Here is a 17,828-nt window from a genome sequence, read left to right on the forward strand (position 1 = left end):
CTGCCAAGGGCTACGGGGATTTGATAGCATTTCTTTACTAACTCTCAATTTACTCTGCCAGTTCTTCCCACTGTTCATATAATTTTTCCAATTGTTCCTGGCAGGCTGCCTGCTCTTTGGACAGCTCCTGAAGCTTTGCCACCTGGGTGCCGATGGCGGGATCGGACATTTCAGTGTCGATCTCGGAGATGCGGGCTTCCAGCTCGGCAATCTTTTCTTCGCATTTTTTCAGGTCGTTTTCTTTCTTGCGGAGTCTCGCCTGTTCTTCCTTCTGGGCTTTCCAGTCCAATTTGACTTCGGATTCTGCAACCTTAGCGGCAACTGTGTTATCTGCGTCAGCACTCTGTGGAACACTGGCTTCTATTGCAGCCATCACGGTGTCGTGCTTTTCGAGATAATAGTCATAATTTCCAACATAATTTACGAATTGTCCCTCTGTCAGATCCAGGATCCTGTGGGCGGTACGGTTGATAAAGTAACGGTCATGGGAGACATACAATATCGTTCCTTCGTAACCGTTCAGGGCATCCTCCAGAATCTCCTTGGACATGATATCTAAGTGGTTCGTCGGCTCATCCAGGATGAGGAAGTTTGCGTTGGAGAGTACCAGCTTGGCGAGAGAGACACGTCCGCGCTCACCGCCGCTCAGATCACTGATGCGCTTGAACACATCCTCCCCGGTGAAGAGGAAAGCCGCCAGTACATTGCGGATCTGGGTATTGTTCAGGTAGGGATAATCGTCCGAGATCTCTTCGAACAATGTCTTCTCGCTGTGGAGCACATGATGCTCCTGATCGTAATAGCCGATCTCCACATTGGAACCTAATCGGAAGGTACCCTGATCTGCAGGAACGAGACCGTTTAAGATCTTAAGCAGAGTGGTCTTGCCGCTGCCATTATCACCGATGATCGCCACGTGTTCGCCGCGCTTGATCTCGAAATTAACATCAGTAAAAAGCTTATGGGAGTCAAAGCTTTTGGACAGATGCTCCACAGTCAGCACATCATTGCCGCTTAAGATCCGGGGCGTCAGAGTCAGCTTCATATCCGTGCGGACCTCGGAGGGTTTTTCGATGACCTCGATCTTGTCCAGCATTTTCTCCCGGCTTTCCGCCCGTTTGATGGACTTTTCCCGGTTGAAGGACTTTAATTTTTCGATAACTTCTTCCTGATGCTTGATCTCACGCTGTTGGTTCATATAAGCATTCCAGGCAGCAACGCGCAGCTGTTCCTTTTTTACGGCATAATCGGAGTAATTGCCCATAAAGGTTGTAGCCTTGGACTGGTCGATCTCGATGACTTTCCCGGCAATCCGGTCCAGAAAATACCGGTCGTGGGAAACGATGAGAACGGCTCCCTTGTAATTCAACAGATAAGTCTCTAACCAGGCGATGGAATTCATATCTAAGTGGTTCGTCGGCTCGTCCAGGATAATGAGATCAGGGTTCTGTAACAGAAGCCGTCCTAACGCCACACGGGTCTTCTGACCGCCGGAGAGCGTGGCAACCGGCTTGGAGAATTCATCTTCGGTAAAACCCAGTCCCTTTAACACACCGACCAGCTCGCTACGGTAGAGATAGCCGCCGCCGGTCTCGAAAGCATGGGTGAGAGAGGTGTACTGCTTCATCAGGTCTTCCAGCGCATCTCCTTCGGCATGCTTCATATTGTTTTCGCATTCCCGGATCTTTTCCTCCAGGCGCAGCAGATCCGCCTTGACAGATAACAGTTCCTCGTAAATGGTGTGAGAGGTGTCCACAGTGCTGTTCTGTGCAAGGTATCCCAGGGTCTTGTCCCTCGCCAGAACCACCTGCCCGTCATCGGGAGTCATTTCCCCTACGATGATGCGGAGCAGTGTCGTTTTCCCGGCACCGTTGATGCCCACGATGGCAGCTTTTTCATGATCCTCTATATGAAAAGAGACATTTTTCAATACCTGATTTTCTACAAATGCTTTTGAAATATTCTGACAAGATAATATCATGGTAGTAAGTATCCTTTATTTCCAACCCACGGAGACCGGGCTTTTTAAATTTCATTGTAACGAAAAGAAGAAAACCTGTCAATTCATTGACAAGTTTTTAACATATGGTGTATACTAAAAAAACGGAGGTGAAAGTATTGGAAGTAAAAGAAATTTCACAGGCTGTGATTGGCAGACTGCCCAGATACTTTCGATATTTGGGGGAATTGAAGGATGAAGGTGTGGAACGCATCTCTTCGCAGGAACTTTCCGGACTGATGAAGGTGACCGCATCCCAGATACGTCAGGATTTTAATAATTTTGGCGGTTTCGGCCAGCAGGGCTATGGATATAATGTAGAATCTCTGTATCGTGAGATCGGTAAGATCTTAGGACTGGATAAGCAGCATAATTTCGTCATCATTGGAGCCGGCAATCTGGGAAGAGCGCTGGGCAATTATATGAACTTCGAACGTCGTGGATTTATCTTCAAGGGAATGTTCGATGCGAACCCGGAACTGGTGGGTAAGGATGTCCGCGGTGTGAAGGTCATGCCCATGGATCAGCTGGAATCCTTTATCCGGGAGAATGACATCGATATCGCTGTGCTGACGATTCCAAAGACCAGTGCTGTGGAAGTGGCAGATAAGCTGGTGGCTAACGGGATCCGTGCTATCTGGAATTTCGCTCATGTGGATCTGAATGTTCCCGAGGGAATTCAGGTGGAGAACGTGCATCTGTCCGACAGCTTAATGAAGCTATCCTATAATATTAACCGTTACAGTTCAGACATGAAATAAGCAAGCGTATGATTGCTTATTTCATAGGCGGAGTGTCTGAAAATGAATAAAAGGAAAAGTCGCAAGGCGATGACGGATGCGAAGCAGCCGCTTTTATGATTTCAGCGCACCGAGAAATAATACAACATGAAGTAAGGCATCAAAGGAGTGATATTATGGGCAACGGTAACGCAGAAGAAAATGCACAGGACCGACAGGCTGCTTTCAAAAGTGCATTGACGGGAAAGCATCTGCCCGTACTCACACTGGATAATAAATGGTATCGGTTGTTGAATAAGACCGGTTCCGTTCCGCTAAAAGAAACGGAAGATGCCCTGAATCAGCTGTTGAAACGACAAGGTAAGCTCAATACCGAGTCGAAGGATATCCGGAATCTGAAAAAGAAGCTGATGAAAGAGATCGTCCCTATGGTGGATGAGGCGGAACAGCAGGGCGAAAACAGTAAGCTGAACAAACAGATCGAGGATCATAAGCGCCTGATCGGGGAATGCAATGAGAAGCTGGAAGCATACGAAGATGAGTTAAAAGATATCCCCAGAGAGATCGAAAGAATAAATCTTCAGCTTATGATGTTTACTATGGACTGCTGCTATGATATTATGAAGGATAATGACAAACAGATCAAAGAGACTGCGGAGTGGGTGGGTGCGATCCGTATCGAACTGAAAAAACGTCTGATCGAAAAACAGCAGATGGAACAGCAGAATCAGGAGATCTACAACTACATGCATGATATTTTTGGTGCAGAAGTGGTCAATCTGTTTGACATGAAATATAATCCGGAGCAAAAATAGTATGAGATATCTGGTAACTGCACAGGAAATGAAGCAATACGATAAAAATACCATAGAGTACCTCGGCATCCCGGGGCCGGTTCTGATGGAAAGAGCGGCTCTGGCTGCGGAGGATTTTCTGAAAGAGCGCTTTGATGCCGTGAAGGAACGGACAAAAGTGCTCATTTTTGCTGGTATGGGAAATAACGGAGGAGACGGTCTGGCTTTGGCGAGACTTCTTGCGGCGGACGGTTATACGGTAGCGGTACGACTTGTGGGAGATCCGGAGAAAGCCACAGAGCAATGGAAGAGCCAGTGGCAGACCCTGCAACATTTTCCGGTGAAGACAGACAGTAATACGCAGGCAGATGAATATAATGTGATTGTAGATGCCTTGTTCGGTGTAGGATTGAGCCGCCCGGTGGAAGGCATCTATGCGGAAGCCGTAGAAGAGATGAATGTGGCGGAAGGATTTAAGCTGGCACTGGATGTTCCCAGTGGGATCTGCTCGGACACCGGACGGGTGCTTGGTTGTGCTTTCCTGGCAGATGCAACGATTACTTTTGGTTTCTGTAAGAGAGGCCTTGTAATGTATCCGGGAACCGATTATGCCGGGCAGGTACACATTGCAAATGTGGGGATCGGACCGGAGAGCTTTCTGGGACAGAGCCCGGAGATGTATACTTATGACAGCTGTGAACAGCATCTGCCGGACAGAACATCCTCCGGGAATAAGGGAACCTTCGGCAAAGCTTTGCTGGTGGCCGGGAGCAACGGCATGGCCGGAGCAGCAATCCTGGCGGCAAGAGCGGCGTATCGTACCGGAGCCGGTATGGTAAAAGTAATCACCGCAGAGGAGAACCGGCAGATCTTACAGCAGGGAATTCCGGAGGCTTTGTACGGATCCTGCAGACAGCTGTCCGAGAGCATGGAATGGGCGGATGTTATTGCTGTCGGTCCCGGCATCGGCAGAGAGGAACAGGCACTGGAATGCCTGAAAAAAGTAGTGGAAAAGAGCAGAAAACCATTAGTGATGGATGCGGATGCACTGAATCTTCTGGCGGAAGAAAACGGTAAGGAATTGGCAGAGAAGCTGCGTACCCAGGGGGCAGAAGGCAGAATTATCATTCTGACTCCACATGTGGGAGAATTGTCCAGACTGCTTGCGAAGACCATCCCGGAATGCAAGAAGGAGCTTCCGGAGTGTGGCAGAGAACTGGCAGAACGGTTTCACGGTGTGGCGGTTGCCAAGGATGCAAGAACGATTGTATGTAAAGAACAGGGAGAATTTTATCTGAATACTACAGGCAACAGCGGTATGGCCACTGCGGGCAGCGGAGATGTCCTGACGGGTGTGATCCTGGGACTTTTAGCTCAGGGTATGAATGCAATTGATGCAGCTGTTAACGGTGTGTATCTCCATGGCAGAGCCGGTGAGCTGGCGGCAAAGCTCCATACGGAGTATGGGGTAATGGCGGGAGATATTGCGGATTGCCTGATGAAAGACTATGATGAGAAAGAAAGTGTGAAGAAATGATAAGCAAACTACAGGAAAAGATGAATTCCTACCAACGAGTATGGGCGGAAATAGATCTGGATGCCATTTGGGAGAATATGATCCATATGAAGGAAAATATTGCCCCGGAGACGAAGATACTGGCGGTCATAAAGACGGACGGTTACGGACACGGCGGTGTTCCCATTGCCAGAATGCTGGAGGATGTGGATTTTATGTTCGGCTATGCGGCAGCTACCTACGAGGAGGCACATGTCCTCAGGGAAGCCGGTGTGAAGAAACCGATCCTGATCCTGGGATATACTTTTCCTTATTGTTATGAGGAAATGATCCGGGAAGAGATCCGCCCGGCAGTGTATCGCAGGGATACCGTGGAAGAACTGGCAGAGGCCGCAGCAAAGGCCGGTAAGAAAGCCAAAGTGCATATCAAAGTGGATACCGGCATGGGAAGGATCGGTATCACTCCGGATGACGAAGGGCTGGATTTTGTAAAATTTGTCATGGAACATCCCGGACTGGAAGTGGAAGGTATCTTTACCCACTTTGCAAAATCGGATGAAGCGGATAAGACTTCTGCCAACCATCAGCTGGAACTGTTTCAGAATTTTATTGATAGAATACAGTCGGAACTGGGACTGGAGATTCCGGTAAAGCATTGTTCCAACAGTGCGGCAATTCTGGAAATGCCCCAGGCCAACATGGATATGGTACGGGCGGGAATCACGACCTACGGTTTATATCCTTCCGAAGAAGTAAGTAAGGATATTGTACCTCTGCGGGCTGCAATGTCTCTCTACAGTCATATCATTTACTGCAAGACGATCCATGCGGGGCAGAGTGTCAGCTACGGTGGATTGTTTACCGCAACAAAAGATACCAGAGTAGCCACCATCCCTGTAGGATATGGAGACGGGTATCCCAGAAGCCTGTCGGGAAAAGGCTACGTGCTGATCCACGGGAAAAAGGCCCCCATCCTCGGAAGGGTCTGCATGGACCAGTTCATGGTGGATATTTCCGGAATTCCCGGAGCCATGGAGGGCGATAAGGTGACGCTCCTTGGCGCGGATGGTCAGGAGCGGATCACGGCGGAAGAACTGGGAGAACTTTCCGGCAGATTCAATTATGAGTTTGTCTGCACACTGGGAAAACGAATTCCCAGAGTCTACCGTCGAAATGGTGAGATCACAGAAGTAAAAGATTATTTTGAAAATTTCTGACGGATCTAAAGTGTTCGTATAACTCCGGAAGAATCGGCAATACTTATGTTAAATCGCTGATGAAGGAGTAGAAATGAGAAGAGGAGATATCTATTACGCAGATTTGAGACCGGTCATCGGCTCGGAGCAGGGCGGCATCCGGCCGGTGCTGATCATCCAGAACGATGTGGGGAACAAACACAGTCCCACCGTGATCTGCGCTGCAATCACCTCAAAGATGAACAAGGCGAAGCTGCCTACGCATATTGAACTGAATGCCCGCCGCTACGATATGGATAAAGATTCCGTAGTGCTGCTGGAACAGTTGCGCACCATCGATAAAAAGAGGCTGAAAGATAAGGTATGCCATCTGGACGGAGACATTATGCGGAGAGTGAACCGGGCACTGAAAGTCAGCCTGGAGCTGGATACATAGCCCGATGCATAGTGTATCCGAAAATAGGATAAAATACGAAAGGATGAAATAAAATATGGACATGAGTGGGCCTGTGGCCATTTTTCTCTTTTTCCTGCTGTTGCTGGTGGATATGTTTTTCTATGGATTTGATGCCGCCATCGACAATCTGAATGAAAAGGAGATCCTACATAAAGCAGAGGAAGAAAAGGATCGCCGGTCCATGCGGCTGAGTGAAATGATCAGCCGTCCGGGGATCTATATCAATACGGTACAGCTGGTTATTACGCTGATCAATATTTTAATGGGAGCTTTTTATCTGAATATCTGGCTGCAGACCATTGACAAGGGACTTCATGTGATCAATGTGGGAGGCATGTCTCTGGAGAATGTGCCTACGGGAGTGCTTTCAGGGATTGCCACGGTATTGTCTTTTATTGCCATGATCTATATCCTGTTGACTTTCGGTGTGCTGATTCCCCGGAAAATGGCATCCAGACAGCCGGAGAAGTGGGCGTATGCCTGTATTGACCCGATTTATATTATCACCAGACTGCTGGCACCCCTGACGGGGCTGGTGAATCTGACAGCCAAGGGAATCCTGTTCCTCTTCGGTGTCCGCAACAATACGGATGAAAATGATGTGACCGAGGAAGAGATCATCAATATGGTGCAGGAAGGTCATGAGCAGGGTGTCATTCAGGCCAGTGAGGCGGAGATGATCTCCAACATTTTCGAATACGGAGATAAGGAAGCCCAGGATATCATGACACATCGTGGAAGTATCGTGGCCATTGATGGTGAGACGAAACTGAAAGATGCCATTGCTTCCATGCTGGGAGGCAAGAACAGCCGTTATCCTGTGTATGAGGAGAATATTGATCATATCATCGGTATCCTGCATCTGAAGGATGCCATGCGGTTCCATATCAGTGATGACAAGCTGGACCTGCCTATCGCAAAACTGGACGGACTGCTCAGAGAGCCTTATTTTGTGCCGCAGACGAAAAATATCGATGAACTGTTCAAGGAAATGCAGTCCCAGAAGCTGCAGATGGCCATTGTGGTAGACGAATACGGACAGACCGACGGACTGATCGCCATGGAGGATATTCTGGAGGAGATCGTCGGCAATATCATGGATGAGTATGATGAGGATCAGGAATACATCAAGAACCGTGGCAAGGGCGAATATGTCATGGAAGGCAAGACTCCGTTAAAGGAAGTGGAAGAGCTTCTGGGTATTACCTTCGACGAGGAAGAATTCGAGACTTTGAACGGTTTCCTGATCTCCAGACTGGACCGGATCCCGGAACCGGACGAGCAGTTCGATGTGGACTATAAGGGATACAACTTTAAAATCCTTTCCGTGGTCAAAAAAATGATAGGAAGTGTGTTGGTCCGGAAGCTTCCGGAGGAAAAAACACCGCAGAATGCAGAAGACGGACAATCAGTGCTTGAAGAAAAAAGAAAATAATGCTATGATAGAAAGAGCGTTATTGCGTAAAGACTACGCATACAAAGAGAAAGAAACTTTAAGTTCAAAGGAGTAACAAAAATGTCAGGACATTCCAAATTTGCTAATATTAAGCATAAAAAAGAAAAGAACGATGCTGCAAAGGGTAAGATTTTTACCATTATCGGCCGTGAGATCGCAGTCGCTGTAAAAGAGGGCGGTCCCGATCCCGCCAACAATTTCAAACTGGCAACCGTTATTGCCAAGGCAAAAGCCAACAACATGCCCAACGACACCATCGAGCGCGGTATCAAGAAGGCAGCCGGAGATGTGGGCAATGTAAACTATAAGTATGTGACTTACGAAGGTTACGGCCCCAACGGTATCGCCATCATCGTAGATGCACTTACCGACAACACCAACCGTACCGCTGCCAACGTAAGAAGCGCATTCACCAAGGGACAGGGTAATGTAGGTACTCCCGGATGTGTATCCTTTATGTTCGATAAGAAGGGACAGATCATCGTGGACAAGGAAGAATGTGATATGGAAGCGGACGATCTGATGATGACCGCTTTGGATGCCGGAGCGGAAGATTTCTCCGAAGAGGATGACAGCTTCGAGATCCTGACTGATCCCGATAACTTCGAAGAGGTACGCAAGGCTCTGGAAGATGCCGGAATTCCCATGATCAGTGCAGAAGTTACCATGATTCCCCAGAATTATGTAACACTGACCGATGAGACTGCAGTGAAGAACTTACAGAGAACCCTGGAACTGCTGGAAGATGATGATGACGTTCAGGCAGTATATCATAACTGGGACGAATAAATTGAAAGGTTAGGGGTAACAGCATGGAGAAACTTGCAATTGTAGTTCCTTGTTATAATGAAGAAGAGGTGTTAAAGATTGCTTCCGAGGCACTGAGGGGTGTGCTGGATGATCTGATCCATAAGGGAAAGATCGCGGAAGACAGTTTTATTCTGTTTGTAAATGATGGCAGTAAGGATCGTACCTGGGAGCTGATCGAAGAAGAGCATCAGGCACATCCGGTGCAGGTATGCGGTGTAAAGCTGGCCGGCAATGTGGGACATCAGTTCGCACTGACTGCCGGACTAATCACTGCCATGGATCTGTCTGATGTGACGGTTTCCATTGATGCAGATCTGCAGGATGATGTAGCTGTGATCGAGGAAATGATCGATAAGTTCCACAACGGCTGTGATATCGTATACGGTGTCCGTAAGGAGCGTAAGACCGATACTTTCTTCAAACGTACCACGGCGCAGGGATTTTATAAAGTCATGGAAATGATGGGGGTCAAGACTGTTTACAATCATGCGGATTTCCGACTGATGTCCAAGCGCGCGGTAGAACAGTTCTCCAAGTATCAGGAGACCAATCTGTTCTTAAGAGGTATGATGCCTTTGATCGGTTATCAGACGGACTGTGTATACTATGACCGTAAGGAAAGAGTGGCCGGTGAGTCCAAGTATCCTCTGAAGAAGATGCTTGCATTGGCATTCAACGGTATTTCTTCCTTCAGTGTGAAGCCTATCAGTATGATCCTGGGTGCCGGTATGATCATTGTGGCCTTAAGCCTTCTGGCAGCTATTTATGCGCTGATCTCTTATTGTACCGGACATGTGGTACCGGGCTGGACTTCCCTGATCCTGTCCATCTGGTTCCTGGGTGGTATTCAGTTAATGGCCATCGGACTGGTGGGCCAGTATATCGGCAAGATTTACATTGAGGTAAAACATCGTCCCAGATATAACATCGAAAAGGTACTGAAATAATGAATTATAAAAAAGGCATTTTAAGTGTTATATTGTGGTTCATTTATGCATTGACAGCGGGAACCGTACTGGTGGGCACGACAATGGTCATGCTCCTGCCGGAAGGTGGTCCCCGCCCAATTGGCCTTGTTATCGCAGGTGTATGGCTTGCGATGACAGGGCTGGTTGTTTTTCTGTTACATAGATTTCTGCGGGTAAAATGGGCACAAAACGGTGAAGACTCAGGGCAGGTGAAACTGATTATCGAGGGACTGGCTGTAGTAGCTCTGATTGCTGTGGGAATCACACTTCGTGTAAGAGAGAGTATGCAGTACGATATCTCCGGGACGGCCGGTAACATCTGGTTCGATGCGGTGAAAGTCACCGAGACCACGCGGATTCCTCAGGTGGTACACGGTGCGGTATACTTTTATCTGCAGGTGCTGCACGGACTGTTGGTATTTTTTGGTAATAAAATGACAGCGGCGCTGGTATTGCAGATTGTGCTGCAGATCCTGACCGGAATCTTTTTATATTTTGCGGTACGGAAACTGACCGGTATGGTGGCTGCAGTGGTGTCTCTTGCGTACTGGATGTTATGCCCTGTTCTGTCTGGAGCAGTGATTCTGGGACCGGAACCGTTATATCAGTTATTGTGGATGATTGGTCTGTGTGTGTGCGTGGAAACACTGGATAGTTTCAGGGGGCGGGGAGACACCCCCGGTATCCGTTCCGTGGGTGGATTTTTCTTAAGCGGTATTGTTATAGGAATTTTGGGCTACCTGGATGTCGCAGGACTGCTCTTGCTACTCGTAGTGTTTTCTGTACTTTTTCTGGAGACAAAGCAACAGGTAAAATGGATGCGCAGAATCTGTGCCGGAGCATTGGGATTATTTGGTACAGTGGTGGCATTTTTTGTCTGCATCGCTCTGGATGCCGTGGGCAGCGGAAAGCAGATGGAAAATGTACTTCTGGCATGGTGGAAAGTCTTTTCCCCGGGAAGATTCACATGGATTGCCCTCTATGAACAGCCGGCAGTTCACACATATGTGCCTGATAAGGTGGCCACGGTCATTATAGCTGCCGTTATGGTTACGATCCTTGCATGCGGCGCATTCAGTTACTGGTGCAGGAAAGAACACGAGAGACAGTCCGTGTGGATTGCTCTGGCGCTGGCACTTGGAATCTTAAGCGTCTGCGGAATGCTGAGTGAAGATATGCCGGGACTTACGTTATTGTATCTGTTATTGGCAGTGGCTGCCGGCGCAGGTGTACAGGCGGTTCTACCGTACGAAATGGAACTGCTGCGGGAAGTCAAAGGGGTGCTGCCTGAGACCGTTGAGGCAGTTCCTGTGGGAACTGCTTCCACAAAACGCCGACTGAAAGTACAAGATCTGGAGACCGAGGAATTCCCGGAGGAAGAGCCAGCGGATTTCCAGGAAGAACCTGTAGAAACGGAAAAAATACAGCTGATCGAAAATCCACTGCCCCTGCCGAAAAAGCATGTGCCTAAGGTACTGGATTATAAGCTGAACGGTGATGATGACAGTGATTTTGATTATCCGGTAGCGGATGACGATGATTTTGATCATTAAACATAAACAATAAAAAAGCGGATATACTAAAAGACGATACGAAAGGCAAAAGCCCGGATATCGTCTTTTTGTTTTTATAATCATCGGAACAGGGAGGAAACAGGCCATGCAGAATCAGAAAGATAACAATCAGAACAAGAAGGAAGCGCCGAAGACCGAGGCGGAAGAACACAGAGACGAAAGAATTGAAAAAACGGGACAACTGACGCTGTCGGATGCGGCATCCGGGGAAAAGATCCATCTGCTGACCATTATCGGTGAAATCGAAGGGCATGATAATCTCTCCGGTAATTCGAAGACCACGAAATATGAGCATATCCTGCCACAACTGGCAGCCATCGAAGACAGTGAAGAAATTGGCGGTGTGCTGGTGCTTTTAAATACCATGGGCGGAGATGTGGAGGCGGGACTGGCTATTGCAGAGATGCTGGCATCTTTAAGCAAACCCACCGTATCCCTGGTGCTGGGTGGCAGTCATTCCATCGGGGTGCCTATTGCGGTGAGTTGTGACTATTCCTTCATCGTACCCACTGGAACCATGGTGATACATCCGGTAAGAATGAATGGCATGGTGATCGGTGTGCCCCAGACCTTTGAATATTTTAAACTGATCCAGGACCGGATCACGGGCTTTGTATGCAAACACTGTAAAATCAGCCGGACAAAACTGGAAGAACTCATGATGGAGACCGGATTCTTAACGAAGGATGTGGGAAGCATTCTGGTGGGAGAAGAAGCGGTGAACCACGGTATTATTGACGAAGTAGGAGGTATCGACCGGGCCATCTGCAGGCTTCGGAAGATGATCGAAGGGAATAGAAAAAGGGATGACAAGGCCATGGAAAAATGATATACTTCTAATTATGACTATAATGAAGTTAGGGGTATGATGACATGGCATCTTCATCAGGCAAAAGAACATCATCTTCCAATAGGACGAGAAAAAGTACCACAAACAGCCGCAGCAGGCAGGCGCAGAGAACAGCACAGGACAGTGAACTGTTCCATGAGATCGGTCTGATCGTTTTGTTTGTGGTAATGGTGATATTATTTTGTTGTAATTTCGGTATTATCGGTCCGGTCGGCAATGCGATCAGCGGGGTTTTATTCGGTATCTTTGGATTTACTGCATATATAGCACCTATTGTGATATTTCTGGCAGTGGCTTTCTGGTTCGCCAATGAGGGGAATCCTACCGCTGTACGCAAAATGATTGCAGGTGTTGTATTGTTTCTGATGCTCGGTGTGATCTGTGATCTGATCGCCAGGACTGCCGGCTCTATGGAACAGTATGATATCAAACTGTTATATACAAACTGCAGTACCGGTAAAAAGGGCGGAGGTATTCTGGCAGGAAGTATCTGTTATCTGTTGCTGCATTATCTGGAGACGATAGGAACGGTTCTGGTGGTCTTATTGTGTTCTGTGATCAGTCTGATCCTGGTAACGGAGCGTTCTTTCTTAAACAGCATGCGAAACGGCGGTGACCGGATCCGGGAACTGTCCAGAGAGGATGCAGTGCGCAGACGGGAAAATGCGCAGATCCGCAGACAGGAACAGGAAGAACGTAATTCCCAGAGAGAGGAAGCCCGTCGTATCCGGGAAGAGGAACGACGGATCCGTGAGGAAGAGCGCAGACTTCGTGCGGAAGAGAAAGAGAATGAGCAGATCTTAAACGCCATTCCCCGCAGAGAGAAAAAAGTCAGCGGTGTAATGATGGACACTTCCCTGAAAAAGCAGGAGGCACAGCCTGTGGGAAGACGGGAAGATATTCATGAGATCGTTTATGAGGAGGATGCACAGGAGATTCCTGTTGTGGAAGAGACCAGAGTGACCTCCAGCGATTTTGATAAGATCAAGGTAACGGGAATGCATCAGGTGACCATGCAGGAGGCTGCAGCGGAAGAACCTTACGAGGAGATCCCCGTGGAGGAATTGACCAGTGCTGCTACCTTCAAAAAACCTTTTGAACGCAGAGAATCCTGGCAGGAGGAGGCAGCACTCCTGACACCTCAGGCGGAATCTATCCGGATTCATAAGGAAGATATCCCGGAGCCTGTAGAGGAACCGGTTACGGAATGGCAGTCATCCTCCGATATGCGGCAGCTGCAACCGGAGCCTGAGCCTGTCGTGCGGGAACCTGCAGAGACAGCAACGGCGGAAAGCCGCATACGACCGAAAATCACGGCACCGGAGCCGCCAAAGGGTAATTCTCTGGCAGAGGATCAGATACATAAGGATATTGCGAAAGCGGCCAAACAGCCTCCAGCAGAATACCGGATTCCGCCTCTGAGCCTGTTACAGAAGGGAAAAGCAGCTACCGGAGATTCCTCCAGAGAATTGAAAGAGACCGCCATGCGCTTGCAGCAGACGTTAAATACTTTCGGTGTAAAGGTAACGATTACCGATATCAGCCAGGGTCCCAGTGTTACCCGCTATGAACTACAGCCGGAACAGGGCGTAAAGGTATCCAAGATCGTAGGCCTGGCAGATGATATCAAGCTGAATCTGGCGGCAACGGATATTCGTATCGAGGCACCGATCCCCGGAAAGGCAGCTATCGGTATCGAAGTCCCGAACAAAGAGAACATGACAGTAGCACTCCGGGATCTGTTAGAGAGCAAAGAGTTTCAGGAGTTTAATTCCAATATTGCATTTGCCGTAGGTAAGGATATCGCGGGCAAGACTGTGGTGGCGGATATTGCCAAGATGCCTCATATGCTGATCGCCGGAGCTACCGGTTCCGGTAAGTCCGTATGCATTAATACGCTGATCATGAGTATTTTGTACAAGGCGCATCCGGATGATGTGAAACTGATCATGGTGGATCCGAAGGTCGTGGAACTGAGTGTCTATAACGGCATTCCTCATCTGCTGATCCCGGTAGTGACAGATCCCAAGAAAGCATCTGCTGCATTGCACTGGGGCGTCAGTGAGATGGAAGACCGTTATCGGAAGTTTGCCGATTATAATGTCCGTGATCTGAAGGGGTATAACAAGAAAATAGAGACTATGCCTGTTCCGGAAGGAGAGGAAGCACCGAAGAAGATGCCGCAGATCGTCATTATCGTGGACGAGCTGGCGGATCTGATGATGGTATGCCCCGGCGAAGTGGAGGAATCTATCTGTCGTCTGGCACAGTTGGCCAGAGCCGCGGGTATCCATCTGATCATCGCTACCCAGCGACCCAGTGTGGATGTCATCACCGGACTGATCAAAGCCAATATGCCCAGCCGTGTGGCATTCTCCGTATCCAGCGGTGTGGATTCACGAACGATCCTGGATATGAACGGTGCGGAGAAATTGCTTGGTAAAGGCGATATGTTATTCTACCCGCAGGGTTATTCCAAACCGGCCAGAGTACAGGGCGCTTTTGTGTCCGACAAGGAAGTATCCGATGTGGTGGATTATCTCAAGAACCAGGCACTGGGCAATACCTATAGCAACTATGCAGAAGATATTGAAGAGAAGATCAAAAATATCGGCTCGTCAGGTGGTTCCTCCGGAAGCGGCTCTGGTGGCGGTAACGACAGAGACGAATATTTTGAGGAGGCCGCAAGGTTTATTATTGATAAAGATAAGGCCAGCATCGGCATGCTGCAGCGTGTGTTGAAAATCGGTTTCAACCGTGCTGCCAGAATCATGGATCAGCTTTGCGAATACGGCGTGGTAGGTGAAGAAGAAGGCACTAAACCCAGAAAAGTACTTATGAGCATGGAACAGTTCGAACAGCTGTTGGAGGAAATCTGACATTCGTTCGAGACTGTCTGAATAAACGGAGGGAAAAAGGACATGAAAACAGATATTGAAATCGCACAGGAAGCGGTAATGGAGCCCATCACCAAAGTGGCTGAAAGTATTGGCATTGAAGCAGATGACCTGGAACTTTACGGAAAATACAAGGCAAAGCTTTCCGAAGAATTTTTACGTAAGATCCAGGATCGTCCCAATGGAAAACTGATTCTGGTAACAGCTATCAACCCAACTCCTGCAGGAGAGGGTAAGACCACGACCACTGTTGGGCTGGGAGAAGCTTTCGGCAGAATGGGCAAAAAGGCTGTAATTGCGCTCAGAGAGCCGTCCTTAGGCCCCTGCTTTGGTATCAAAGGTGGAGCTGCCGGCGGCGGCTATGCACAGGTAGTGCCTATGGATGAACTGAATCTGCATTTTACCGGTGATTTTCATGCCATCACCTCTGCCAACAACCTGTTGGCTGCGCTGCTGGACAATCATATCCAGCAGGGCAATGATCTGGGCATCGATACCCGGCAGATTGTGTGGAAGCGCTGTGAGGACATGAATGACAGAGTCCTTCGTAATATTGTGGTAGGACTTGGCAACAAGACAGACGGCTTTGTCAGAGAGGATCATTTTGTCATTACCGTAGCCAGTGAGATCATGGCGATCCTGTGTCTGGCAGACGATATGAAGGATCTGAAGGAGCGCCTGTCCAGAATCGTTGTGGCTTACAACTATCAGGGTGAGCCGGTGACCGCCGGCCAGCTGAAAGCAGTCGGTGCCATGGCAGCACTGTTAAAGGATGCCATCAAGCCCAATCTGATCCAGACCTTAGAGCATACTCCCGCATTGGTACACGGAGGTCCGTTTGCCAACATCGCTCACGGATGTAACTCCGTCAGAGCTACTAAGGCAGCCATGAAGATGGCAGACTATTGCATCACGGAAGCCGGCTTCGGTGCGGATCTGGGAGCAGAGAAATTTTTCGATATCAAATGTCGTAAGGCAGGACTTACTCCTGATGCAGTGGTACTGGTAGCAACCATCCGTGCACTGAAATACAACGGTGGCGTTGCAAAGGCGGATCTGGGAGCAGAGAATCTGGAAGCGTTGAAAAAAGGTATTGTGAATCTGGAGAAACATATTGAGAATCTTCAGAAATATGGTGTGCCTGTAGTGGTTACCCTGAACTCTTTTATCACCGACAGTGCGGCGGAGACCGCTTATGTCAGAGAATTCTGTGAGACAAGAGGCTGTGAGTTTGCACTCTCCGAAGTGTGGGAGAAAGGCGGAGAGGGTGGAATCGCTCTGGCTGAGAAAGTATTAAAAGCAATCGACGAAAAAGAGAATCATTTCCATGTTTTATATGAAAATGAACTGTCTCTTCAGGATAAGATCAAAAAGATCGCGCAGGAGATCTACGGAGCGTCTGATGTAGTGTTTGCTCCGGCGGCAGCAAAACAGTTAAAGAGACTGACGGAACTTGGCTTTGGTGATCTGCCGGTATGTATGGCAAAGAACCAGTATTCTCTGTCAGATGATCCTACGTTACTGGGAAGACCTTCCGGTTTTGAATTGAATGTAAGAGAGGTCTATGTGTCTGCAGGTGCCGGTTTTGTTGTAGTGCTCACCGGTGCGGTCATGACCATGCCCGGCCTGCCCAAGGCTCCAGCTGCTTACAATATCGATGTGGATGACAGCGGTAGGATCGTAGGCTTGTTCTAGTAAGGAGGAAAGTGTCTCATGGCACAGTTAATAGATGGAAAAGTTATTTCCGCACAGATTAAAGATGAAGTCAAAGAAAAAGTCGCAGGGTTAAAAGAGCAGGGCTGCGAAGTAACGCTGGCGGTGATCCAGGTAGGTGCGGATCCCGCATCTTCCGTATATGTCCGCAACAAGAAAAAGGCCTGCGAATATGTAGGTATCCGGTCTCTGGCATATGAACTTCCAGAGGAGACAACAGAGGAAAAATTACTGGAGCTGATCCGGGAATTAAATGACAGAACCGATGTCAACGGCATTCTGGTGCAGCTGCCGTTACCGAAACATATTGACGAAGAAAAGGTACTGGATTCCATTTCTCCTTTAAAGGATGTAGACGGATTTCATCCCCAGAATGTCGGTGCACTCTGCATCGGCAAGCCGGGCTTTGTGTCCTGTACTCCTGCAGGAGTCATACAGCTGCTGAAGCGTTCCGGTATTGAGATCGCCGGAAAAGAGTGTGTGGTGGTAGGCAGAAGTAATATCGTCGGCAAACCCATGGCATTGTTGCTGCTTCGGGAGAACGGTACGGTGACGGTGGCTCACAGCCGTACCAAAGATCTGAAAGAAGTAACCAAAAGAGCGGATATTCTGGTGGTGGCTGTCGGCAAGCCGAAGATGATCACGGCAGAATATGTAAAAGAGGGTGCGGTTGTCATTGACGTGGGAATTCACCGCAACGAAGAAAACAAGTTGTGCGGTGATGTGGACTTTGACAGTGTGGAGCCTGTATGCAGCGCCATTACTCCGGTTCCCGGCGGCGTAGGTCCTATGACCATAGCTATGCTGATGAATAACTGCCTGGAATCGGTATCCTTGCAGGCAGTAAGAGGATAATTA

At 48.6% G+C, this 17,828-nt stretch carries 14 protein-coding genes; 13 read left to right on the forward strand and 1 reads right to left on the reverse strand.

What is annotated here, in order from left to right:
* Window positions 1-49: 49 nt before the first annotated feature.
* The gene (locus tag DWZ61_RS07940) at window positions 50-1,981 is read right to left on the reverse strand and encodes an ABC-F family ATP-binding cassette domain-containing protein (protein ID WP_118537988.1); all 1,932 of its coding nucleotides are present in this window, start codon (window positions 1,979-1,981) and stop codon (window positions 50-52) included.
* Window positions 1,982-2,118: 137 nt separating this feature from the next.
* Here DWZ61_RS07940 and DWZ61_RS07945 point away from each other — a divergent pair, with 137 nt between their 5' ends.
* The 13 genes from DWZ61_RS07945 (at window position 2,119) to folD (ending at window position 17,825) form a co-directional block, all read left to right on the forward strand.
* A complete protein-coding gene (locus DWZ61_RS07945; RefSeq protein ID WP_117466350.1) occupies window positions 2,119-2,760 on the forward strand; it encodes a redox-sensing transcriptional repressor Rex in 642 nt (213 codons plus the stop codon).
* A 155-nt stretch (window positions 2,761-2,915) separates the two neighbouring features.
* Window positions 2,916-3,554: a hypothetical protein gene (locus DWZ61_RS07950; protein ID WP_022312229.1), complete on the forward strand. Its 639-nt coding sequence runs from the start codon at window positions 2,916-2,918 to the stop codon at window positions 3,552-3,554.
* Window position 3,555: 1 nt separating this feature from the next.
* A complete protein-coding gene (locus tag DWZ61_RS07955; RefSeq protein WP_022312230.1) occupies window positions 3,556-5,070 on the forward strand; it encodes a bifunctional ADP-dependent NAD(P)H-hydrate dehydratase/NAD(P)H-hydrate epimerase in 1,515 nt (504 codons plus the stop codon).
* Window positions 5,067-6,266, forward strand: a complete 1,200-nt coding sequence (gene alr, locus DWZ61_RS07960) for an alanine racemase (protein ID WP_022312231.1) — start codon at window positions 5,067-5,069, stop codon at window positions 6,264-6,266. The genes DWZ61_RS07955 and alr overlap by 4 nt, the downstream gene beginning before the upstream one ends.
* Window positions 6,267-6,339: 73 nt before the next feature.
* On the forward strand, window positions 6,340-6,681 hold the full coding sequence (locus tag DWZ61_RS07965) for a type II toxin-antitoxin system PemK/MazF family toxin (RefSeq protein ID WP_022312232.1): 342 nt from the start codon (window positions 6,340-6,342) through the stop codon (window positions 6,679-6,681).
* Window positions 6,682-6,736: 55 nt separating this feature from the next.
* A complete protein-coding gene (locus DWZ61_RS07970) occupies window positions 6,737-8,137 on the forward strand; it encodes a hemolysin family protein (RefSeq protein ID WP_022312233.1) in 1,401 nt (466 codons plus the stop codon).
* An 81-nt stretch (window positions 8,138-8,218) separates the two neighbouring features.
* Complete coding sequence (locus DWZ61_RS07975) at window positions 8,219-8,947, forward strand: YebC/PmpR family DNA-binding transcriptional regulator (RefSeq protein WP_118537989.1); 729 nt, start codon at window positions 8,219-8,221, stop codon at window positions 8,945-8,947.
* Between the two features lie 23 nt (window positions 8,948-8,970).
* Window positions 8,971-9,915, forward strand: coding sequence for a glycosyltransferase family 2 protein (locus DWZ61_RS07980; RefSeq protein WP_118503739.1), 945 nt, complete (start codon window positions 8,971-8,973; stop codon window positions 9,913-9,915).
* Window positions 9,915-11,489: a hypothetical protein gene (locus tag DWZ61_RS07985; protein WP_118537990.1), complete on the forward strand. Its 1,575-nt coding sequence runs from the start codon at window positions 9,915-9,917 to the stop codon at window positions 11,487-11,489. Before DWZ61_RS07980 ends, DWZ61_RS07985 begins: the two co-directional genes overlap by 1 nt.
* A gap of 106 nt (window positions 11,490-11,595) precedes the next feature.
* Window positions 11,596-12,339 carry an ATP-dependent Clp protease proteolytic subunit gene (locus tag DWZ61_RS07990; protein WP_118537991.1) on the forward strand — a complete coding sequence of 248 codons (744 nt, stop codon included), beginning with the start codon at window positions 11,596-11,598 and terminating at the stop codon, window positions 12,337-12,339.
* A gap of 44 nt (window positions 12,340-12,383) precedes the next feature.
* Window positions 12,384-15,239, forward strand: coding sequence for a DNA translocase FtsK (locus DWZ61_RS07995; RefSeq protein WP_118537992.1), 2,856 nt, complete (start codon window positions 12,384-12,386; stop codon window positions 15,237-15,239).
* A gap of 42 nt (window positions 15,240-15,281) precedes the next feature.
* The gene (locus DWZ61_RS08000; RefSeq protein WP_118537993.1) at window positions 15,282-16,952 is read left to right on the forward strand and encodes a formate--tetrahydrofolate ligase; all 1,671 of its coding nucleotides are present in this window, start codon (window positions 15,282-15,284) and stop codon (window positions 16,950-16,952) included.
* Between the two features lie 18 nt (window positions 16,953-16,970).
* Entirely contained in the window at window positions 16,971-17,825 is an 855-nt protein-coding gene (gene folD / locus DWZ61_RS08005) for a bifunctional methylenetetrahydrofolate dehydrogenase/methenyltetrahydrofolate cyclohydrolase FolD (RefSeq protein ID WP_118537994.1), read from the forward strand.
* Window positions 17,826-17,828 lie beyond the last annotated feature (3 nt).

It is taken from the genome of Clostridium sp. AF34-10BH (genome assembly GCF_003478095.1).
In the GTDB taxonomy this organism is placed as follows: Bacteria; Bacillota; Clostridia; order Lachnospirales; family Lachnospiraceae; genus Acetatifactor; species Acetatifactor acetigignens.